We start from the raw sequence: 20,943 nt of genomic DNA, 5'->3' as shown, positions 1-20,943 counted from the left end.
CTCACGCGCCTGCCAACACAACTCGCCACTGACATCGACGAGTTGCTGCCTCATCGATGGAAACCTGACGTAGCCGCTCCATAGATTCCGCTCGCGTCGCGCAAGGTGCCTTCACCGGTTGCTTACGATGCACCAAAGCTTCGGGTGAACTAATCGCGAACCACAGGCGCTCAAACAAAAGGGCAGCCTGCAATGAACTGCCCTTTTTATCGGCCTGCACCTCGGGTTCACTCCGACGCGCCCGCATCCTCGATCACCACCGGCTGCTTGCCCACAATCAGCCGCGCCGCAATGATCCCCGCTTCGTAAAGCACGATCAACGGAATCGCCAGAATCAGCTGCGAGAACACGTCCGGCGGCGTGACCACGGCGGAGATAACAAAGGCGCCGACGATCACATACGGACGAATCTCCTTGAGCTTCTTGAGCGTCACCACGTTCATGCGGACCAGCAGCACCACGACGATCGGCACTTCGAACGTCACGCCGAACGCGATGAACATGGTCAGCACAAAGCTCAGGTAATTGTCGATGTCCGTGGTCATCTCCGCGCCGAGCGGCGCGTTGTAGTGCGCCATCACGCGGAAGATAGTCGGGAACACCACGAAGTACGCGAACGCCATGCCGCACAGGAACAGCGTGTAGCTGCTGCCCACCAGCGGCCCGACCAGTTTTTTCTCGTGCTGGTAAAGACCCGGCGCAACGAATGCCCAGATCTGATACAGCACGATTGGCAGCGCGATCACAAAGGCCACCAGCATGGTCACCTTCATCGGCACGAAGAACGAGCCGGTCACATCCGTGACGATCATCTTGCCGTCCTTCGGCAGATTCTGCATCAACGGCCGCGCCAGCAGCCGGAAGATATCCGGCGCCCAATACACGAGTCCCACGAACACCACGACGACGGCAAGGCCGGCGCGAATGATACGGTCGCGCAATTCAACGAGGTGGGAAATGAAGGTCTCTTCAGTGCCTTCGTTCTGGGTTTGCTGGGGGTCGCTCACACCGGCCCTCGGTTAGAGATTGTCGTTCTGATCATCAGAAGAACCGCGTCGGACGACGCATGGTGGCCGGTGTATGCCGCGCCACGCGCGCCGCACCCGACTGCACACGCGTGCGGCGCGTGGTCGCGCGCTTGTACCAGGTGGGCATGGCTGTCTGCTTGACGCGCCAGTTCTTGTGTTTGGAGCCCGCAGCCGACGTGCTGCGCGGCCACGCTGAGTTGCCTGCATTGCCGACGTCTTCGAGCGCGCCGCCCGCAATGCTCGGCGACACCGACGTGCCGCTGTTCCACGCGTCGTTCAACTCGCTCTCATGCTTGCGCAGATTGTCCTGAACGGAAGTTTCGACGTTGGTCGCGGCCGCTTCGAACTCGCTTTTCATGCGGCGCAGTTCGTCGAGCTCGATTTCGCGCGTGACTTCCGCCTTCACGTCGTTGATATACCGCTGCGCGCGGCCGAACAGCGCGCCCGCCGTGCGGGCGACGCGTGGCAGGCGCTCAGGGCCAAGTACGACCAGCGCGACGACGCCGATCAGCGCCATCTTGGTTAGACCGAGGTCCAGCATGGAGTGGAATGTCCGTCAGTAACGCGGTTAAGCCGCGGCTTAGCGGTAATCGCCCGAACGCGGCGCCTTTTCCTTCGCATCCACATCTACGGCGCCGTTACGCGGCAGTTCGCGCTGTTGCGCTTCGCCTGCCGGCGTTTCGGCTTCCTTCATGCCTTCCTTGAAGCCCTTCACGGCGCCACCCAGATCGGTGCCGATATTGCGCAGTTTCTTCGTGCCAAACACGAGTGCCACGATCAACAACACGATCAACCAATGCCAAATGCTCAACGAACCCATGACTACTCTCCTTAACCCCGATATCGCACCGTGATGCGGTGAACTCGGACGCCTTGCAGCGTGAATCGAAGCGCGTACGCTTCATCTATATATACGTTACCGCGAGCCCTTCCGGTTCAACCCGCGACACGGAATGCCATTGTGGCCAGACGATCGCGTCGGCGACATTACAATGCGGCAAAAACAACGGCCGCGCTATTGTCCGTGACCAAAACTCACCGCGCCGCCCGGTTGCCCTGTCAACCCATGCGCTGCCAGGGGCGCGGTCCCGCGAGAATATGAGCGTGCAGGTGATACACCTCCTGCCCGCCGCCCGGACCGGTATTGATTACCGTGCGAAAACCCGTTTCGCCGCCCGTGTACGCCACGCCTAACTGATCCGCCAGACGCGCGGTCAGGACAAGCATTCTACCAAGCAGCGGTGCATCGCTTTCGGTGCAATTCGACAGGGTGGCGATGTGCTTGCGCGGAATCACCAGCACGTGGGTTTCAGCGGCCGGGCGAATGTCGCGGAAGGCAACGAACTCGTCGTCTTCGTGGACTTTGGTCGACGGAATCTCGCCGGCGGCGATCTTGCAGAAAAGGCAGTTCGGGTCGTGACTCATCGTATTCCTGACACAGTATGGCTGGAGCGCGAAACGTGCGCGGCGCGGTTCATGTCAGGCCCGGCAACGCCCGGACGAAACTCAGAACCAGCCACGCGGATTCGCGAGCGGCTTGTTATCGTACAGATACAGCCAGCCTTTGATAATACGGTACAACATCCAGATGCTCACGGCCCACAGTACCGGAATGCCGATCACCACGAACAGCAGCACGCCGCCAATCGCATAACCCAGCAAGGCCATCCAGAAGGAACGGATCTGCCACTCGAAATGGGCTTCATACGGCGTGCCCGCCACGTCGGGCCGCTTGATGTAATTGATGATGATCGCGATCAGGATGGTCAGGCCGCCCGTCAGCCAGTGGACCGCGTACAGCGCGTAGAGGACGTGGGTGAGCGTGCGCAGGCTGCGCTCGCGCTCCGGCTCGATCGCGTTGCGATAAACCGGCGGCGGATAGCTTTCGTGCGACTGTTCCATGCTTGCGTCCTCCCGAGGATGCGCGTCAGATGCGTTCAGTGCAATATGGGCGCCGGTGCTCGCCAGTTCAAGACGGTGGGCCGAGCCGCCGTCGTTCGGCCTTCGCCCGGTCGCCGCTCAGTCGCCGTTCTGCTCGCGGTCGCGGCTCTTGCGCAGCGCCTTTTCCTCGATACCCGACATGCCTTCGCGGCGCTCGAGTTCGGCGAGCACGTCTGCCGGGCTCAGATCGAAGTGCGACAGCATCACGAGGCAATGGAACCACAGATCCGCGACTTCGCCGACCAGCGCCTTCGGCGCGCCGCCGTGGCGTGCGTCCTTGGCGGCCAGCACGACTTCGGTGGCTTCTTCGCCGATCTTCTTCAGCACCGCGTCGTCGCCTTTGTGGAACAGGCGCGACACATACGAGACCTCCGGATCGCCGCCCTTGCGGCTGTCGATGATCGCCGCGAGGCGCAGCAGCGTGTCGGTGGTGGACGCGGCGTTGGACGGCGTGGTTTGCGTGGATTGCGTCATTTGTAGATCTGTTCGGGGTCTTTCAGCACGGCTTCGACGGCGACCCAGTCGCCATCTTCCACCGAGCCTTCGAATTTCTGGAAAAAGCACGAGTGGCGGCCGGTGTGGCAGGCAATGCCCGACACCTGCTCCACCTTCAGCAGCACGACGTCTTCGTCGCAATCGAGCCGCAGTTCGTGCACGTGCTGCACGTGGCCGGACTCTTCGCCCTTGAACCACAGGCGCTGACGCGAGCGCGAGAAATACACCGCGCGCCCCGTTTCGACGGTTTTCGCGAGAGCTTCGCGGTTCATCCACGCGAACATCAGCACGTCGTTCGTCCACGCTTCCTGCGCGATCACCGGCACGAGGCCGTTCGCGTCCCATTTGACCTTGTCGAGCCAATTGACTGCCGAGGGATTCACCACGTCACAACCTCACCGAAATGCCCTGATCGGCCATGAAGCGCTTGGCCTCGCCCACGGTGTGTTCGCCGTAGTGGAAAATGCTCGCGGCGAGTACCGCGTCCGCGCGGCCTTCCTTGATGCCGTCGGCCAGATGCTGCAGGTTGCCCACGCCGCCCGAGGCGATCACCGGGATCGGCACCGCGTCGGACACGGCGCGCGTGAGCGCGAGATCGAAGCCGCTCTTCGTGCCGTCGCGGTCCATGCTGGTGAGCAGGATTTCGCCGGCGCCGAGTTCGGCCATCTTGCGCGCCCATTCGACGGCGTCCAGCCCGGTGGCCTTGCGTCCGCCATGCGTGAAGACTTCCCAGCGCGGCGCTTCGCCTGCTGCGGAGACGCGCTTCGCGTCGATTGCGACCACGATGCATTGCGAGCCGTATTTGTCCGTCGCGTCTTTCACGAGCTGCGGATTCGCCACCGCCGACGAATTCATGCTGATCTTGTCCGCGCCCGCGTTCAACAGGCGCCGCACGTCTTCGACGGCGCGCACGCCGCCGCCGACCGTGAGCGGAATGAACACCTGGGAGGCGACCGCTTCGATGATCGGCAGGATCAGATCGCGCTGATCCGAGGTGGCGGTGATGTCGAGGAAGGTGAGTTCGTCCGCGCCCTGATCGTCGTAGCGGCGGGCGATTTCGACCGGGTCGCCCGCATCGCGCAGTTCGACGAAGTTGACGCCCTTGACCACGCGGCCAGCCGTGACGTCGAGACAGGGGATGATGCGTTTAGCTAGAGCCATGATCTTGCAATTCTGCCAATACCGCTGATGAGGCCGCTCGCCTGGACGAGCGGCACAGTGCCGGCGCGGTCAGTCGCGCCGCCGGTGAGTTCCACGCAACCGGCTCGAGACGGTATGCCGGTGTCAGGTCGCGCCGCTCGGACGCCGGCGATTCGCTCGCCGCGACGCCGAACGCACGAGGCGCGAGCGGCAAGCCTGCCGGCCCCGCCTCCCCGTTTTAAGCGTCGTCCGATTCGCGCAGCCGATCCGCGAGGGTTTGCGCCGCCGCGAAGTCGAGATCGCCCGAGTAGATGGCCCGGCCGCAGATCACGCCTTCAATGCCTTCGTCTTCGACTTCGCACAGCGATTCGATGTCCGCGAGGTTCGACAAACCGCCGCTCGCGATCACCGGAATCTTCACCGCGCGAGCGAGACGCACCGTGGCTTCGATGTTGATGCCCTGTAGCATGCCGTCACGGCCGATGTCGGTATAGATGATCGACTCGCAGCCGTAGTCCTCGAACTTGCACGCGAGATCGGCCACTTCATGGCCGGTCAGCTTGCTCCAGCCGTCGGTCGCGACCTTGCCGTCTTTCGCATCCAGCCCGACGATGATATGACCGCCGAACGCCGTGCAGGCATCCTGCAGAAAGCCGGGATTCTTCACCGCCGCCGTGCCGATGATCACGTACGACAAACCGTCGTCCAGATAGCGCTCGATCGTATTCAGATCGCGAATGCCGCCGCCCAGCTGAACGGGAATCTCGCCGCCCACCTCCTCGATGATTGCGCGAATCGCGTCTTCGTTCTTCGGCTTGCCGGCGAACGCGCCATTCAGGTCGACGAGGTGCAGACGCCGGGCACCGCGATCGACCCAATGTCGGGCCATCGCCGCCGGTTCCTCGGAAAATATCGTCGCCTGGTCCATATCGCCCTGTTTGAGGCGTACACACTGACCGTCTTTCAGGTCGATGGCGGGAATCAGCAGCATAGCAATCGGGTGTTGTCTGGGAATGGGTTGAAGGTCGGCGCGAGCGGCTGAGGGTTCAGCCCGCCGGGACGCCGTTTCGCTAGTTTAGTACAACTCTTTCGACGCCCTTGCGCGGCGTCGTGGGCAAGCGAAATCGTGGTGCTGCGGGTGCGGCGCGCGGCAGGCGTTCCGCTTGTGGCAGAACGACGCACGGCGACAGGATGAAGAAAGGCGCTCACGGGTTCCAGTGCACGAAGTTGCGATACACGCGCAGCCCCGCTTCGGCGCTCTTTTCCGGGTGGAATTGGGTCGCGAAGATGTTATCGCGCGCCACCGCCGACGTAAAGGGCACGCCGTACACCGTTTCGCCCACGGTATGGGCGGCATTGTCCGGCACCACGTAATAACTATGCACGAAGTAGAAGAACGCGTTGTCCGCGACACCGTCCCACAGCGGATGCGGCTGCGTCTGATGCACGCGGTTCCAGCCCATTTGCGGCACCTTGAAGCGCGAGCCGTCGTCCTGCAGTTGGCCTTCCAGATCGAAGCGCAGCACCTTGCCGGGCAAAAGGCCGAGGCCGGGTGTGCCGCCCTCCGCGCTCCAGTCGAACAGCATCTGCTCGCCGACGCACACGCCCATCAACGGCTTGGTGCGTGACGCTTCAATCACCGCTTCCTGCAGGCCGGACTCGCCGAGACTGCGCATGCAGTCGGGCATCGCGCCCTGCCCGGGCAGCACCACGCGGCCGGCGGCACGGATCGCTTCCGGCCGGTCGACGATCGCCACATCCGCTTCCGGCGCGGCTTTGCGCAGCGCCTGGGCAACCGAGCGCAGGTTGCCCATTCCGTAATCCACAATCGCTATCGAAGTTTTCATTTCAAATTAGGCAGCAATGCCTTCAATCCATCGACGATGAATTCCACCGCCAGCGCCGATAACATCAAACCCATGAGCCGCGTGCCGATGTTGATACCCGTGCGACCCACCCAGCGGGCAATCGGTTCGGCAAGGCGCAGCGAAAAAAAGCAGATCGCCGCCAATACCGCGCCGATCGCGACGAGGCTGATCCGGTCGTACCAATGCGCCGAGCCGGCCGCATAGATGATCGTAGTACTGATCGCGCCCGGACCGGTCAACAACGGAATCGCCAGCGGCACGACCGCGATGTTGTCCTTTTGCTCCGCTTCGTGGCGCTCTTCCGGCGTGGAACGGCTGTTGCCGATCTGCGCGTTCAGCATGTTGATCGCCATCAGCAGCATGATGATCCCGCCGCCCACTTCGAGCGAGCCGACCGAAATGCCGAAGAAGCTGATGATCTGCTGCCCGAGCAGCGTGGTCACCGCAATCACGCAGAACACCGAAATGGCTGCGATCCGGATGGTTCTACGCCGCTCGGCGTCGCTCTGATGCGCCGTCAGGCTCATGAAGAACGGGATGGCGCCGACCGGGTTGATCAACGCCAGCAGCGAAATAAACGACTTCAGAATGTCCATCGCACACCGGGCGCGAGCGCAAACGGCGCCGGTCCCGGTCCAGGTAAATAGGCCAATGAGCCGGCTCGTGAGCGCTTAAAGGCTGCCCTTGGTCGACGGAATCTGTCCGGCCGCGCGTTCGTCCAGTTCGGTAGCCATACGCAATGCACGCCCGAACGCCTTGAACACCGTTTCCATCTGATGATGGGCGTTCAGGCCGCGCAGGTTGTCGATATGCAGCGTCACGCCGGCGTGATTGACGAAGCCGCGGAAAAATTCGATGGACAGATCGACGTCGAACGTACCGATGCGCGCGCGCGTGAACGGCACATGGAATTCGAGCCCCGGACGACCGGAAAAATCGATCACGACGCGCGACAGCGCTTCGTCGAGCGGCACGTAAGAATGACCGTAACGGCGGATCCCCTTGCGGTCGCCGATCGCTTTCGCGACGGCCTGGCCGAGCGTGATGCCGGTGTCTTCGACCGTGTGATGGTCGTCGATATGCAAGTCGCCATGCGCTTCGATTTCGAGGTCGAACAATCCATGCCGCGCGATCTGGTCGAGCATGTGGTCCAGAAACGGCACGCCGGTGGCCAGCTTCTGCTGACCGGTGCCGTCCAGATTGATCTTCACACGGATCTGCGTTTCGCTGGTGTTGCGAACGACTTCCGCAAGGCGCATGGTAATTCCTCGAATCTAGCTAGAAAGCGACAGGTATGTGGGATGGAAAAACGGCGGGCTGCGCGCGCTTTTCCGCAGTGGGGAAAAGCGCTTGCACGGCCATTCGGTACGCCTTCAATGCAATACGAGCTTCAGTGCAGCCAGCAATTGCGCATTTTCTTCGGGCGAACCGACGGTCAAACGCACGCAATTGGCCAGCAATGGATGCATTTTACTCACGTTTTTGATCAAAACCCGTGCCGCCAGCAGCGTTTCGAACAGGACCGACGCGTCCGGCACGCGCACCAGCAGAAAATTGCCGGCGCTCGGGAACACTTCGGCGCCCGGCAACCCGGCGACCGCGTGCGCGAGTTTCGTGCGTTCTTCGCGCAATTGCGCGGCTTGCGCGTCGAGCACGTCGACGTGGTCGAGCAGGAAATCGGCGGCGGCCTGCGTGAGCACGTTGGTGTTGTACGGCGGCCGCACCTTGTCGAATTCAGTCAGCCAGCCCGGTTTGCCGACCAGATAGCCGAGACGGATTCCGGCCAGACCGAGCTTGGACACCGTGCGCATCACTACCACGTTGTCGAACGCGTCGGCGCGCGGCAGCCAGCTTTGCTGAGCGAACGGCTGGTAGGCCTCGTCGATCACCACGAGGCTGCGGTTCGCCGCGGCGATGATGCGCTCCATGTCGGCGTCGTCGAACAGCGTGCCGGTCGGGTTGTTCGGATACGCAAGGTAGACGATCGCCGGCTGGTGCTCGGCAATCGCGGCAAGCATCGCTTCGGTGTCGAGCGTGAAATCCGCGTTCAACGGCACGCCGACGAACTCGAGATTCGCCAGCTTCGCCGACATCTGGTACATCACGAAGCCCGGCACCGGCGCGAGCACCTTGGCGCCCGGCTGCGCGCACGCGACCGACACCATGCTGATGATTTCATCCGAGCCGTTGCCGAGCAGCACGTCGCAGCCGGGCGGCACCTGCATCACACGCTTGATCTTCTCGATCAACGCATCCGGACGCGGCGCCGGATAGCGGTTCAGCGCGACGCCGGCCAGGTGCTCGCCCAGATGCGCGGCCAGCACCGGCGGCAGCGGGAACGGGTTTTCCATCGCGTCGAGCTTGATATAGCCCGTCGCGTCCGGAACCGGATAGCTCGTCATCGCGAGCACGTCGCGGCGGATGATGTCTTGAGGTGTCGTCATAGGTCGGTGGAGCGGGTCGCAAGGGAACGCGAGCCCGGCGTCGGCGGCATGCTGGCCGCCCGAGGTTGGTCTGTTTGTCTTGTCTGTATTTAACGTGGAATCGCGCGCAATCCGACGCACTCAGCCGTTTTGCCGCATCCGGTATTCGGCGCTGCGGGCATGCGCCTGCAGGCCTTCGCCGTAAGCGAGTTCGGCGGCGATCTCGCCAAGCGTCTGCGCGCCTTCCGCACTGACCTCGATCACGCTTGAACGCTTGAAGAAATCATAGACGCCCAAAGGAGACGAGAACCGTGCGGTACGAGACGTAGGCAAAACGTGGTTGGGCCCCGCGCAGTAGTCGCCGAGGCTTTCGCTGGTGTAGCGGCCGAGAAAGATCGCGCCGGCATGGCGGATCAACTGGCCCCACTGCTGCGGTTCCAGCGCGGAGATTTCGAGGTGTTCCGGGGCGATGTCGTTGGCGATCGCACAGGCTTCCGCCATGTCGCGCACCTTGATCAACGCGCCGCGGCCTTCCAGCGACGCGCTGATCACGTCGCGGCGCGGCATGGTGGGCAGCAGTTCGTCGATCGCATCTTTCACGCGGCCGATGAATGCGTCGTCCGGGCAGAGCAGGATGGACTGCGCGAGTTCGTCGTGCTCGGCCTGCGAAAACAGGTCCATCGCGACCCAGCGCGGGTCAGTGGTGCCGTCGCACAGCACAAGGATTTCCGACGGCCCGGCGATCATGTCGATACCGACCGTGCCGAACACGCGGCGTTTGGCCGACGCGACATACGCGTTGCCCGGACCGCAGATCTTGTCGACCGCGGGCACCGTTTCCGTGCCGTACGCGAGCGCCCCCACCGCCTGCGCGCCGCCAATCGTGAATACGCGATCCACGCCGCCCAGCAGCGCGGCCGCGAGCACCAGCGGATTCTTCACGCCGTCCGGTGTTGGCACCACCATGACGATTTCGCGCACGCCGGCCACCCGCGCCGGAATCGCGTTCATCAGCACCGACGACGGATACGCCGCCTTGCCGCCCGGCACGTAGATACCCGCGCGATCGAGCGGCGTGACCTTCTGGCCGAGCACCGTACCGTCGGCTTCCGTGTACTGCCAGCTATGGCTGCCGCATTCGATCTTCTGCTTCTCGTGGTAGCCGCGCACCCGCGCGGCCGCCGCTTCGAGCGCCGCGCGACGCTTCGGCTCGAGGCCTTCCAGCGCCGCTTCCAGCTCCGACATCGGCAGTTCGAGCGCGCCGACGCTCTTTGCCTCGACACGATCGAAGCGGCTCGTGTACTCGAGCACCGCGGAATCTCCGCGCGCCTTCACGTCGTTCAGAATCTGCGCGACCGAGCGCTCGATTGCTTCGTCTTCGCTCGCCTCGAACGCGAGCACCGCGTGCAACGACTTCTGGAAGTCGGGAGCGGTGGAATCGAGTTTGCGAATCTTGATAGACATACGGGTATCCGTTCCGGTAAGGCGCTCGTTACTGCATGTTCACACTGACGCGATCAGGCCGTCGTGGAGCCGGCTTTCGACGCACGTTCGAACGCGTCGAGGATCGGCCGCAACGCGGCGCGCTTGAGCTTGAGCGCCGCCTGGTTCACCACGAGGCGCGACGAAATCTGCATGATCTCCTCCACCTCGACAAGATTGTTAGCGCGCAAGGTATTGCCCGAGCTCACCAAGTCGACGATCGCGTCGGCGAGGCCCACCAGCGGCGCCAGTTCCATCGAGCCGTACAGCTTGATCAGATCGACATGCACGCCCTTGGCGGCGAAATGCTCACGCGCGGTTTCGACGTACTTGGTCGCCACGCGCAAGCGGGCGCCCTGGCGCACCGCGTTCACATAATCGAAACCGGCCGCGACCGCGACCGACATGCGGCAACGCGCAATATCCAGGTCGACCGGCTGATACAGGCCGCTGCCGCCGTGTTCGAGCAGTACGTCTTTACCCGCCACGCCGAAGTCGGCCGCGCCGTATTCGACATAGGTAGGCACGTCGGTGGCGCGCACGATGATCACGCGCAGGTTCGCGTCCGTGGTCGGCAGGATCAGCTTGCGCGAAGTCTCCGGATCTTCGGCCACTTCGATGCCGGCTGCCGCGAGCAGCGGCAACGTCTCTTCAAAGATACGCCCTTTCGACAACGCCAGCGTAAGCGGCGCACTCACCGCCGGCGACGACGAAGTTTGCGGCATTGCGCTCATGCCTGGCTCCCCGAGACACGGCGCACCTTCGCGCCGATAGCGGTGAGCTTGGTTTCCATCCGGTCGTAACCGCGGTCGAGGTGATAGATCCGGTCGATCAGCGTTTCACCGTCGGCGCGCAATGCGGCAATCACGAGGCTCGCGGACGCGCGCAGATCGGTCGCCATGACCTTCGCGCCGGAAAGCTGCTCGACGCCGGTCACGAGCGCGGTGTTGCCGTCGATCGTGATGTTCGCGCCCAGCCGGTTCAATTCCTGCACATGCATGAAGCGGTTTTCGAAGATCGTTTCGACGACCTGCGAGGTGCCGGTCGCAATCGTGTTCAGCGCCATGAACTGCGCCTGCATGTCGGTCGGGAACGCCGGGTATTCGGAGGTGCGGAACGTGACCGCGTTGGGACGCTTGTCCATGCGTACGCGCATCCAGTCGTCGCCCTCTTCGACCGTGACGCCGGCTTCGCGCAGCTTTTCGGTCACGGCTTCGAGAATCAGCGGACGGACCTTGCGCAGCGTGACGTCGCCACCGGCAGCCGCCACCGCGCACAGGAACGTGCCGGCCTCGATCCGGTCCGGAATCACCGTGTGCTTCGCGCCATGCAGCTTGTCGACGCCCTGGATCACGAGGCGATCCGTACCGATGCCTTCGATCTTCGCGCCCATCTCGACCAGCAGATGCGCGAGATCGCCGACTTCCGGCTCACGCGCCGCGTTCTCGATCACGGTCTCGCCTTCGGCCAGCACGGCTGCCATCAGCAGGTTTTCGGTGCCGGTCACGGTGATCATGTCGGTGACGATGCGCGTGCCCTTCAGCCGCTTCGCGCGTGCCTCGATGAAGCCGTGCTCGATCGTGATCTCCGCGCCCATTGCCTGCAGGCCCTTGATGTGCTGATCCACGGGGCGCGCGCCGATCGCGCAGCCGCCCGGCAGCGAGACGCGCGCGTGACCAAAGCGCGCGACCAGCGGGCCGAGCACGAGGATCGACGCACGCATCGTCTTGACCATTTCGTACGGCGCGACGAGGTTATCCACCTTCGACGCGTTCAGCGACACGCGGCCGTCGCCGCTCTCGATCTGCACGCCCATCTGGCCGAGCAGCTTGAGCATCGTGCGCACGTCCTGCAGGTCGGGCACGTTTTCCAGGTGCACAGGCTCCGCGCTGAGCAGACCCGCGCACAGAATCGGCAACGCCGCATTCTTCGCACCCGAGACGACGACTTCACCCGACAGCGGGTAGCCACCTTCAATGACGAGTTTATCCATGCCTGTCAGTTCCTGATTGCCCCGGACTTCGGCCGGAGCGGCTTTGACTGTGTTCGACGCGCCGCTACCGGCGTCGCGCCCTTCTTGAGTAATTCGCACTAAATTTCCAGATTACGCGTTCTGCCATTCGGCGGGCGTCAGCGTCTTCATGCTGAGCGCGTGGATTTCTTCGCGCATGCGGTCGCCGAGCGCCGCGTACACGAGTTGATGGCGCTGGATAGGACGCTTGCCTTCGAAGCTCGGCGAAACGATGGTCGCAAAGAAATGCTGGCCGTCGCCTTCGACTTCGAGATGCTGGCAGGCGAGCCCAGCCGCGATGTATTGCTTGACCTGTTCGGGAGTCGGCAACATAAGAGAAGCTCCTGATCAGTGGCGCAGTTTGTAGCCGGAAGCGAGCATGCGCATCGCCACCACGGCCAGCACCACAAAGAAACCGGCAACGATCGCGAGGCTCGCGAGCGGATTGATATCCGACATCCCGAAGAAACCGTAGCGAAAGCCGTCGATCATGTAGAAAAAGGGATTGAGCCGCGACACTTCGCGCCACACCGGTGGCAGCGTATGCGTGGAGTAGAACACGCCCGAGAGGAACGTGAGCGGCATGATCAGAAAATTTTGAAACGCCGCGAGCTGATCGAACTTTTCGGCCCAGATCCCGGCGATCAAGCCGAGCGTGCCGAGAATCGCCGCGCCGAAAATCGCGAACGCGACGATGTAGAGCGGCGCGCTGAAACTGACCGGCACGAACCAGATCGTCACGATGAACACGCCGAAGCCGACCGCCAGCCCTCGCGCCACGGCCGCGAGCACATAGGCGCCGAACATCTCGTAGTGCGACAGCGGCGGCAACAGGACGAACACCAGGTTGCCGGTAATCTTGGACTGGATCAGCGAGGACGAACTGTTGGCGAATGCATTTTGCAGCACGCTCATCATCACGAGACCCGGAATCAGGAAACTCGTGTATTCGACGCCCGGATAGACCTGCACATGACCGCGCAAAGCGTGGCCGAAAATCGTCAGATACAGGAGCGCGGTGATGATCGGCGCCAGCACGGTCTGGAACGCTACCTTCCAGAACCGCAGGAGTTCCTTGTAAAACAGCGTGGTGAATCCACTGTAACCGCTCATGCAAGCCCCTCGATCACTTCCGGACCGTTCATCACCTGAACGAACACATCTTCGAGATCGGCTTTGCGAACCTCGATTTCTTCGAATGCGCAGCCCGCTGCGCGGCACTGCGCGAGAATTTTCTCGACGTCGTCGTAACTCGCGAGACGCAGCAGATGCTGGCGGCCATTGCCGTTGCCCGTGCCGCTTTCCACTTCGAGCGGACGCAGATCGGCGGGCAGGACGCCTTGCGAGAAGCGCAGGAACAATTGCATGCCGGCAAAGCGTTGCAGCAGCGTGCTGGTGCGCTCGAGCGCCACGACCTCGCCGCGCCGCAGCATGGCGATGCGATCGCACAGCGACTCGGCTTCTTCCAGATAGTGCGTGGTCAGCACGATGGTGTGGCCTTCGCGGTTCAGGCGCGAAATGAATTTCCACAGCGTTTGCCGCAACTCCACGTCGACGCCCGCGGTCGGCTCGTCGAGCACGATCACCGGCGGCCGGTGCACCAGCGCCTGCGCGACCAGCACGCGACGCTTCATGCCGCCCGACAGCGCGCGCATGTTGGCGTCGGCTTTATCGGTGAGGTCGAGATTGGCCATGATCTCGTCGATCCAGGCGTCGTTGTTGCGCAGACCGTAATAGCCGGACTGGATGCGCAAGGTTTCGCGCACCGTGAAAAACGGATCGAACACGAGTTCCTGCGGCACCACGCCAAGCGCGCGGCGCGCGGCGCGGAAATCACTCACGACGTCGTGGCCACGCACCGCGATGCTGCCCTCGTCGGCTCGCGCGAGCCCGGCGAGGATGCTGATGAGCGTTGTCTTGCCCGCGCCGTTCGGACCGAGGAGTCCGAAGAACTCGCCTTCTTCAACTGTGAGGCTGACGCCCTTGAGCGCTTGCAAGTCCTTGTAGCGCTTCTTGACGTTACGAATTTCTATGGCTGACATTGACTGTGGGCCGCGTGCGTCGCGGCGCCTAAAGGAGCCCTGAGGGGGCGCACAAATGCTGGAAGGAACGGAATTGGGGCCGGTTATGGGCCCCAAAAAACGTTTGATTATAGGGCAAAAATCAGTGGCCCTATCTCAGCCGGGGGGTTGGGAAGTGACGCGGTTAGCGCGTCAATGTCGCGCCGATAGCAGGGTATCGACGCCGTAGGCTTGCGCAAGGCTGGCAAGGCCAGCCGGCAGATTGACGATTTCGAACGGGGTCCGGCGTGCCTGGGCGGCCCGCTGCCATGCGATGAGGACAGCCAGCGCGGACGAATCGAATTGCGCGAGCGGCGCGCAATCCACGCCGTTCGCGCCCGCCGCGATGCGTTGCAAACCCGCCGCGAGCGCGGCGCTCGCGCTCTCGTGGGTCAGCGTCGCGCCGCTCTCGAAGCGGCTGGCGACAGGGTTCGACACTTCGCTCACGACTGCTTGCCCGCGGCAAGTTGCTGGTTGCGCTGCGTGAGGAACTGGATCAGTCCGTCCACGCCCTTCTGCTGGATCTGCTCGCTGAACTGTTGCTGATACGCCTGGATCAGCCATGCGCCGAGCACATTGATGTCATACACGCGCCAGCCTTGCGGCGTCTTGTACAGACGGTAGTCGAGTTCGATCGGCGAGCCGTTGTTCATCACGACCGAGCGCACCACCGTGTCGGTGTCGTCCGGGCTCATGCGGAACGGCTTGTATTGAATCTGCTGGTCACGCACCTGAGCCAGCGCGCCCGAGTACGTACGGATCAGCAGCATCTTGAACTGCTCGACCACCTGGCTTTGCTGCTCCGGCGTGGCCGTGCGCCAGTTGCGGCCCATTGCCAGTTGCGTGGTGCGGCGGAAATCGGTGTACGGCAGGATCTTTTCGTTGACCAGCCGGGTGATGTGCGAGATGTCGCCTTGCTGGATCGACTTGTCTGCGCGAATTGAGTCGATCACCTGCTGGGTAACCGTCTTGATCATGCCGTCGGGCGAATTGGTGTCGACCGTTTGTGCTGATACACCGGCACTGGCAAACGAGAACAGCGCGGCGAACAGCGGAATCAAGAAGAATTTTTTCATCATAGGGAGCCTTGCCTTAAAAATAGTGCAACCGTTTGAGCCGACATTAGCACGCGAGTTCAGCCGCAATCCATGCGCAAACTGCGAGAGTCGTATCGATCTGTTACGGCTGCACGATCAACGCAATTTGAATGACGGAAAATTGAAACGCGTAGGCGGGACCAGTTGGCCGGCCGGGATCTGCGTCGTTTCAGGGCCGCCATTCAGGTCGAGCGGCGGCGTTTCGGCGCTGCCCGACGCGGCTTCCGGTACTGCCGCAGTGCCCGACGCCGCTTGCGGCGACGTTGCCGCCGTCGCGCCGGAAGCCGGCGCCTTCGCGGCAGCAGCACCTTGCGTGCCCGCCGTGCCGGTTACGGCGCCTGCCGGCGCACCGGCCGCGCTGCCCTCCATATCGTCGTATTTCGGCAGCGGCGCTTCGTCGCCGTAGTTCGGCAGCGCCTGCGACTGTTTGCCGTCCGACAACAGGTACTGACGGCGTTGCAGATACGCATTGCGCACGAACGAGTATTTGTCGAGCGCGGCGCCTTCCAGCACGTCGCTCGCGCCCAGCAGATTGGCACGCGTGTTGACCACGTTCAGGCCGTACAAAGCCCAGCTCAGACCAGCCGGATCGACGTAGCTGAGCGGGTTGATATAGTAATTGCCGATCGAGCCGACCGCGTCGCGCACGGTGCTCGGCCCGAACAACGGCAGCACGAGGTACGGGCCCGCCGGCACGCCGTAGTGACCGAGCGTCAGGCCGAGGTCGTTGTCGTGCTTGGGCAGCTTGGCGAGCGTCGCCACATCGAACAGGCCGCCCACACCGAACACCGTGTTGATCACGATCCGCATGATGTCTTCGACACCGTCGGTGATCTTCAGCTGCAGCAGGTTGTTGGCCGCAATGTAGACGTCGCCGATGTTCGAAAAGAAGTTCGTCACGCTGTCGCGCACCGGCTGCGGGGTCGCCCACACGTAGCCCTTCGCGACCGGCTTGAGCGCGTACTGGTCGAGCTTGTCGTTGACGGTGAACATCGTGCGGTTCAGACCTTCGAGCGGGTCGCCCTTGGTCGGTGTCTGCACGGTGGTACAGCCGGCGAGCAGCGCTGTGACGACTGCCAGTTTAGCGATCGGGAAGGCATGCGCGGCCCGGATGCGTGTGGTCTGCATTCTTTTTCTCCTTATTGAGCGCCCGCGCCGGAGGCGGGCAGGCCCGGTGCCGCAGGCGCTGCTGCGGGTGCGCTCCCGGCCGCGCCAGGCTTGGACGCACCGGAATCCGCAGCCTTGCTATACAGGAATTGTCCGATGAGGTTTTCCAGCACGATCGCCGATTGCGTCATGGAGATGGTGTCGCCCGCCTTGAGCATCTCCGTGTCGCCGCCGGGCTCGAGCCCGATGTATTGTTCGCCGAGCAGACCCGAAGTCAGAATCTTCGCCGACGTGTCTTTCGGAAACTGGTACTGCTTGTCGAGATCGATCGTGACGACGGCCTGATACGCGTTGCTGTCGAAGCCGATCTCACCGACCCGCCCGACCGTCACGCCCGCGCTCTTCACAGGGGCGCGCGCCTTCAGTCCGCCGATATTGTCGAATTTGAGCTTGACCGGATATGTTGCCTGGAACGACAACGAGCTCATGTTGCCGGCCTTCAGCGCAAGGAACAGCAACGCCACGAAACCCAACACCACGAACAGGCCGACCCAGAAGTCGAGAGCAGTCTTTTTCATCGTCATCCCAAAGTGAATCCGCCACGCCGTCGACACTTCCGCCGCGTGCGTCCGGTAGACGCGCCGCCAGCGAAAAAAATGTGGCGCAGTCTTAGCTGAACATCAGCGCGGTCAGCAGAAAATCGAGGCCGAGCACGGCAAGCGACGCGTACACGACCGTCTTGGTCGTGGCGCGCGACACGCCTTCCGGCGTCGGCTTGGCTTCATAGCCCTGAAACAGCGCAACGAACGTCACCGCGAGGCCGAATACCGCGCTCTTGACGACGCCGGCGCCCACGTCGTGCCAGACATCGACGCCGCCTTGCATCTGCGACCAGAACGCACCGGCATCGACACCGATCAGCAGCACGCCCACTACATAGCCGCCGAACACGCCGACCGCGCTGAAAATCGCGGCGAGGATCGGCATTGAAATAATGCCCGCCCACAGGCGCGGCGCGATCACGACCTTCACCGGATCCACCGCCATCATTTCCATTGCGGTCAGTTGCTCGCCCGCTTTCATCAAGCCGATCTCGGCCGTGAGCGACGTACCGGCGCGCCCGGCGAACAGCAGCGCCGTGACCACCGGCCCGAGTTCGCGCACGAGCGAGAGCGCGACCAGCAGTCCGAGCGCCTCCTCGGAGCCGTACCGGGTCAGCGTGTAATACCCCTGAAGACCGAGCACGAAGCCGACGAACAGGCCCGACACGGCGATGATCACCAGCGAATAATTACCCACGAAGTGGATCTGCTTCGTGACAAGACGCGGACGGCGCAACAACGGGAAAAACTCGAGCAGCAGCCGGAAGAAGAAACGCGTGGCATAGCCGGCCGTGCCCAGCCCATCGAGCACCGAGCGGCCGATCGCACTGATCATGACTGACCTCCGCCAATGCCGAAGTCCGCCGCGAGCGGCGTCTTGCTGGGATAGTGAAATTTGAAGGGGCCGTCCGGCGCGCCGTCGATGAACTGGCGCACGGTGGGATCGGTCGACTCCCGCAGTTCGGCGGGCGTGCCTGCGGCATGAACTCCGCCGTTGGCCAGAAAGTAGACGTAATCGGCAATCGCGAACGATTCCGGCACGTCGTGAGTGACGAGGATCGACGTGGCGCCGAGCGCCTGATTCAGCGCGCGGATCAGGTTCGCGGTAATGCCGAGCGAAATCGGATCGAGACCGGCGAACGGCTCGTCGTACATCATCAGTTCGGGATCGAGCGCGATGGCGCGCGCAAGTGCCACGCGCCGCGCCATGCCGCCTGAAATCTCCGACGGCAGCAGGTCGCGCGCGCCGCGCAAGCCGACCGCGTTGAGCTTCATCAGCACGAGGTCGCGGATCAGTTCGTCGGGAAGGTCGGTGTGCTCACGCAGCGCGAAGGCGACGTTGTCGAACACGGACATGTCGGTGAAGAGCGCGCCGAACTGGAACAGCATGCCCATCTTGCGCCGCAGCGCGTAGAGGCCGTCGCGCGTTTGCCGGCCGATGTCCTGGCCGTGAAACAGGACCTCGCCGCGCTGTGCGCGCACCAGACCACCGATCAGGCGCAGCACCGTGGTCTTGCCGCAGCCCGAGCCGCCCATGACCGCGACGACCTGGCCGCGCTTGAAGCGCAGGTTCAGGTTCGACAGGACGAGCCGGTCGCCATAACCGAAGTCGACGTCGCGCAACTCGAGTAAGGTCTCGGGTGAGGAAGACACGAAACTGACAGTCCTTTTACACGGAAGGCCGAATTATAGGGCCATCGTGCAAAAGTTGCCCTGAGGGTGCCCCGTCGTTAACCAAACGTGACGATTATTGCGTAAACGCTTGTTGCAGTGCAGAAACGGCAGAACCCGGATCCGCTGCTTCGGTCACCGCACGCACCACGGCCGCGCTGCCCACGCCCGTGGCCAGCACGTCGGGCAGCACTTGCAGGTCAATGCCGCCGATCGCCACCAGCGGCACGACGCCATCGAGCAGCCGCACGTAGCGGGCCAAACGCCGCAGGCCTTGCGGCTCGGTCGGCATGATCTTGGTGGTGGTCGGAAACACCGCGCCCAGTGCAATGTAGCTTGGCCGGAAATGCAGCGCTTTCAGAATCTCGTAGAAACCGTGGGTCGACAGACCGAGACGTACGCCTGCCGACGCGAGCGCGGCGAGGTCCGCCGTATGCACGTCTTCCTGGCCGAGGTGGACACCGTAAGCGCCGGCTTCGAGCGCAGCCTGCCAATGGTCGTTGATGAACACCTGCGCATCGTACTGACGGCCGACCGCCACGCAGCGGGCAATTTCGCGCTTCAGTTCGTCGGCGGGTTCGGCGGATTTGCGGCGCAACTGCACCGTCTTCACGCCGAAACCGACTACCCGCTCGACCCATTCCGCGGTCGGCAGCACGGGATACAAGCCGAGCCGCTCCGGGCAGCGCGCGAACGCCTGCGCAGGCGCGTCGGGCAAACCGGCGAGACGCGGAAAGCGGCTGAGATCAGCGGGAAAGGCGTCGTCGGCACGGGTTTCGTCGCCGTCGCGCCAGGCCAGCGCCAGCACCAATGCGTCATGCGGATCGAAACCACAGTCCAGAAAAGCCGCCAGCGCGGCAATCCAGTCTTCCGCCAGATGGCCTTCCAGGCGGTATTTTTCGCCGCCCAGATGCAGCGTGGCCTTCTCCTCGGCGGCTTCGATCACGCCGGCGCCGCGCACCAGCCAGCGCGCCATCTGCTCGCCGTGCTGCTGCGCGTCGGCAATCACGATCAGGTCGCTGCCGTTCAGTTCGTCCGGCGCGGTCAGGCAGATGCGCCACGGCGCATGAGTTGGCGGCCAGTCGCCCAGCCGGGCGCGGATGCGCTCGGCGGCCTCGGTGAGTTCGTCGGCGGGCGGCCAGAAAAGGTCGCGATCTTTCAATGTCAAAGTCTGCGTCATGCGGCGCTCCCGTCTTGATGCCAGAACGGCATGCCGACCACCGGCGTGCTCGCGTGCGCGCTTTCGCGCTCGGCCATCGGCCCCGCCAGAAAAGCCTGGCGGCCCGCTTCGACGCCCAGCGCAAAGGCGCGTGCCATCGCGTCGGGGTGCGTTGCCTGCGAGACGGCGGTGTTCAGCAGCACGCCGTCGAACCCCCACTCCATGACCTGCGCAGCATGCGACGGCACGCCGAGCCCGGCGTCGACGATCAGCGGCACGTCTGGCAGCCGCTCGCGCAACACGCGCAGGCCGTACGGATTGATCACGCCCTTGCCGGTGCCGATCGGTGCGCCCCACGGCATTAGCGCTTCACAGCCGGCGTCCAGCAGACGGCGGCCGATCACCAGGTCTTCCGTGCAATACGGCAGCACCTTGAAGCCGTCCTTGACCAGTTGCGTGGCCGCTTCGATCAGGCCGACCGGGTCGGGCTGCAGCGTGTAGTCGTCGCCGATCAGTTCGAGCTTGATCCACTCGGTGTCGAAGATTTCGCGCGCCATATGCGCGGTCGTCACCGCCTCGCCGACGGTCAGGCAGCCGGCCGTGTTCGGCAGGAGCGGCACGCCGTGACGCTTGAGCAGGTCGAAGAAGCCGGCTTCCGCGCCGCCTTCGTTCATCTGCCGGCGCAGCGCGACGGTCACCATGCCGGGGCGCGCCGCGCCAATGGAATCGGACAGCGATTGCAACGACGGATAGCGCGAGGTGCCGAGCAGCACACGGCTCGCGAAGGTCTGTCCGTAAAGCGTGAGCGCGTCGGCGGTCTGGAGGGAAGTCATTTGCATAATCCTTGGTTTCGTGCACA

The 20,943-nt window shown here is 63.5% G+C and carries 27 protein-coding genes; all 27 read right to left on the bottom strand.

Translation table 11 applies throughout. From position 1 onward, the window contains the following. Nucleotides 1–227: 227 nt before the first annotated feature. The 27 genes from tatC to NE850_RS32375 all read right to left on the bottom strand — a co-directional run bounded on the left by tatC (nucleotide 228) and on the right by NE850_RS32375 (nucleotide 20,917). Entirely contained in the window at nucleotides 228–1,007 is a 780-nt protein-coding gene (gene tatC / locus NE850_RS32505; protein ID WP_007180219.1) for a twin-arginine translocase subunit TatC, read from the bottom strand. Between the two features lie 34 nt (nucleotides 1,008–1,041). Next, nucleotides 1,042–1,569, bottom strand: coding sequence for a Sec-independent protein translocase protein TatB (gene tatB, locus NE850_RS32500; RefSeq protein ID WP_007180218.1), 528 nt, complete (start codon nucleotides 1,567–1,569; stop codon nucleotides 1,042–1,044). 39 nt (nucleotides 1,570–1,608) lie between these two features. Then, entirely contained in the window at nucleotides 1,609–1,848 is a 240-nt protein-coding gene (gene tatA / locus NE850_RS32495) for a Sec-independent protein translocase subunit TatA (RefSeq protein ID WP_007180217.1), read from the bottom strand. Nucleotides 1,849–2,087: 239 nt separating this feature from the next. Continuing rightward, nucleotides 2,088–2,453 (bottom strand): histidine triad nucleotide-binding protein, encoded by a 366-nt coding sequence (locus NE850_RS32490; protein ID WP_007180216.1) that lies wholly within the window; start codon nucleotides 2,451–2,453, stop codon nucleotides 2,088–2,090. Between the two features lie 81 nt (nucleotides 2,454–2,534). Beyond that, nucleotides 2,535–2,930 carry a hypothetical protein gene (locus NE850_RS32485; RefSeq protein WP_007180215.1) on the bottom strand — a complete coding sequence of 132 codons (396 nt, stop codon included), beginning with the start codon at nucleotides 2,928–2,930 and terminating at the stop codon, nucleotides 2,535–2,537. Between the two features lie 117 nt (nucleotides 2,931–3,047). Further along, complete coding sequence (locus NE850_RS32480) at nucleotides 3,048–3,443, bottom strand: phosphoribosyl-ATP diphosphatase (protein ID WP_011489988.1); 396 nt, start codon at nucleotides 3,441–3,443, stop codon at nucleotides 3,048–3,050. Then, complete coding sequence (gene hisI / locus NE850_RS32475; RefSeq protein WP_197740238.1) at nucleotides 3,440–3,850, bottom strand: phosphoribosyl-AMP cyclohydrolase; 411 nt, start codon at nucleotides 3,848–3,850, stop codon at nucleotides 3,440–3,442. The genes NE850_RS32480 and hisI overlap by 4 nt, the downstream gene beginning before the upstream one ends. A gap of 1 nt (nucleotide 3,851) precedes the next feature. After that, on the bottom strand, nucleotides 3,852–4,625 hold the full coding sequence (gene hisF / locus NE850_RS32470) for an imidazole glycerol phosphate synthase subunit HisF (RefSeq protein WP_007180212.1): 774 nt from the start codon (nucleotides 4,623–4,625) through the stop codon (nucleotides 3,852–3,854). 217 nt (nucleotides 4,626–4,842) lie between these two features. Continuing rightward, the gene (hisA, locus tag NE850_RS32465) at nucleotides 4,843–5,595 is read right to left on the bottom strand and encodes a 1-(5-phosphoribosyl)-5-[(5-phosphoribosylamino)methylideneamino]imidazole-4-carboxamide isomerase (protein WP_007180211.1); all 753 of its coding nucleotides are present in this window, start codon (nucleotides 5,593–5,595) and stop codon (nucleotides 4,843–4,845) included. Between the two features lie 214 nt (nucleotides 5,596–5,809). Then, a complete protein-coding gene (gene hisH, locus NE850_RS32460; protein ID WP_165187143.1) occupies nucleotides 5,810–6,451 on the bottom strand; it encodes an imidazole glycerol phosphate synthase subunit HisH in 642 nt (213 codons plus the stop codon). After that, nucleotides 6,448–7,068, bottom strand: a complete 621-nt coding sequence (locus tag NE850_RS32455; protein ID WP_007180209.1) for a YchE family NAAT transporter — start codon at nucleotides 7,066–7,068, stop codon at nucleotides 6,448–6,450. Before NE850_RS32455 ends, hisH begins: the two co-directional genes overlap by 4 nt. Before the next feature lie 75 nt (nucleotides 7,069–7,143). Continuing rightward, on the bottom strand, nucleotides 7,144–7,731 hold the full coding sequence (gene hisB, locus NE850_RS32450) for an imidazoleglycerol-phosphate dehydratase HisB (protein ID WP_064267519.1): 588 nt from the start codon (nucleotides 7,729–7,731) through the stop codon (nucleotides 7,144–7,146). A 114-nt stretch (nucleotides 7,732–7,845) separates the two neighbouring features. Beyond that, on the bottom strand, nucleotides 7,846–8,916 hold the full coding sequence (gene hisC / locus NE850_RS32445) for a histidinol-phosphate transaminase (RefSeq protein WP_007180207.1): 1,071 nt from the start codon (nucleotides 8,914–8,916) through the stop codon (nucleotides 7,846–7,848). Nucleotides 8,917–9,036: 120 nt separating this feature from the next. Next, nucleotides 9,037–10,359: a histidinol dehydrogenase gene (gene hisD / locus NE850_RS32440; RefSeq protein WP_007180206.1), complete on the bottom strand. Its 1,323-nt coding sequence runs from the start codon at nucleotides 10,357–10,359 to the stop codon at nucleotides 9,037–9,039. Between the two features lie 53 nt (nucleotides 10,360–10,412). After that, nucleotides 10,413–11,111 (bottom strand): ATP phosphoribosyltransferase, encoded by a 699-nt coding sequence (hisG, locus tag NE850_RS32435; protein WP_007180205.1) that lies wholly within the window; start codon nucleotides 11,109–11,111, stop codon nucleotides 10,413–10,415. Continuing rightward, the gene (gene murA / locus NE850_RS32430) at nucleotides 11,108–12,370 is read right to left on the bottom strand and encodes a UDP-N-acetylglucosamine 1-carboxyvinyltransferase (RefSeq protein WP_007180204.1); all 1,263 of its coding nucleotides are present in this window, start codon (nucleotides 12,368–12,370) and stop codon (nucleotides 11,108–11,110) included. Before murA ends, hisG begins: the two co-directional genes overlap by 4 nt. A 111-nt stretch (nucleotides 12,371–12,481) precedes the next feature. Then, the gene (locus tag NE850_RS32425) at nucleotides 12,482–12,721 is read right to left on the bottom strand and encodes a BolA family protein (protein ID WP_007180203.1); all 240 of its coding nucleotides are present in this window, start codon (nucleotides 12,719–12,721) and stop codon (nucleotides 12,482–12,484) included. A gap of 15 nt (nucleotides 12,722–12,736) precedes the next feature. Then, nucleotides 12,737–13,501: an ABC transporter permease gene (locus NE850_RS32420; protein ID WP_007180202.1), complete on the bottom strand. Its 765-nt coding sequence runs from the start codon at nucleotides 13,499–13,501 to the stop codon at nucleotides 12,737–12,739. Then, nucleotides 13,498–14,430 carry an ABC transporter ATP-binding protein gene (locus NE850_RS32415; RefSeq protein WP_165187145.1) on the bottom strand — a complete coding sequence of 311 codons (933 nt, stop codon included), beginning with the start codon at nucleotides 14,428–14,430 and terminating at the stop codon, nucleotides 13,498–13,500. The genes NE850_RS32420 and NE850_RS32415 overlap by 4 nt, the downstream gene beginning before the upstream one ends. A 171-nt stretch (nucleotides 14,431–14,601) precedes the next feature. Beyond that, on the bottom strand, nucleotides 14,602–14,895 hold the full coding sequence (locus NE850_RS32410; RefSeq protein ID WP_007180200.1) for a lipid asymmetry maintenance protein MlaB: 294 nt from the start codon (nucleotides 14,893–14,895) through the stop codon (nucleotides 14,602–14,604). Beyond that, nucleotides 14,892–15,524, bottom strand: a complete 633-nt coding sequence (locus tag NE850_RS32405; protein WP_035518479.1) for a phospholipid-binding protein MlaC — start codon at nucleotides 15,522–15,524, stop codon at nucleotides 14,892–14,894. The genes NE850_RS32410 and NE850_RS32405 overlap by 4 nt, the downstream gene beginning before the upstream one ends. Before the next feature lie 117 nt (nucleotides 15,525–15,641). Next, the gene (locus NE850_RS32400) at nucleotides 15,642–16,673 is read right to left on the bottom strand and encodes a VacJ family lipoprotein (protein ID WP_007180198.1); all 1,032 of its coding nucleotides are present in this window, start codon (nucleotides 16,671–16,673) and stop codon (nucleotides 15,642–15,644) included. Between the two features lie 11 nt (nucleotides 16,674–16,684). Further along, entirely contained in the window at nucleotides 16,685–17,230 is a 546-nt protein-coding gene (gene mlaD, locus NE850_RS32395; RefSeq protein ID WP_007180197.1) for an outer membrane lipid asymmetry maintenance protein MlaD, read from the bottom strand. Between the two features lie 91 nt (nucleotides 17,231–17,321). Next, entirely contained in the window at nucleotides 17,322–18,089 is a 768-nt protein-coding gene (gene mlaE, locus NE850_RS32390) for a lipid asymmetry maintenance ABC transporter permease subunit MlaE (RefSeq protein WP_165187147.1), read from the bottom strand. Beyond that, a complete protein-coding gene (locus NE850_RS32385; protein WP_007180195.1) occupies nucleotides 18,086–18,907 on the bottom strand; it encodes an ABC transporter ATP-binding protein in 822 nt (273 codons plus the stop codon). Before NE850_RS32385 ends, mlaE begins: the two co-directional genes overlap by 4 nt. A 94-nt stretch (nucleotides 18,908–19,001) precedes the next feature. Further along, a complete protein-coding gene (gene thiE, locus NE850_RS32380; protein ID WP_007180194.1) occupies nucleotides 19,002–20,105 on the bottom strand; it encodes a thiamine phosphate synthase in 1,104 nt (367 codons plus the stop codon). Then, on the bottom strand, nucleotides 20,102–20,917 hold the full coding sequence (locus tag NE850_RS32375; protein WP_007180193.1) for a thiazole synthase: 816 nt from the start codon (nucleotides 20,915–20,917) through the stop codon (nucleotides 20,102–20,104). The genes thiE and NE850_RS32375 overlap by 4 nt, the downstream gene beginning before the upstream one ends. Between the last annotated feature and the right edge of the window lie 26 nt (nucleotides 20,918–20,943).

This window comes from Paraburkholderia sp. USG1 (assembly GCF_031570135.1).
Classification (GTDB): Bacteria; Pseudomonadota; Gammaproteobacteria; order Burkholderiales; family Burkholderiaceae; genus Paraburkholderia; species Paraburkholderia dioscoreae.
This window is presented reverse-complemented; position numbering and strand designations above follow the sequence as displayed.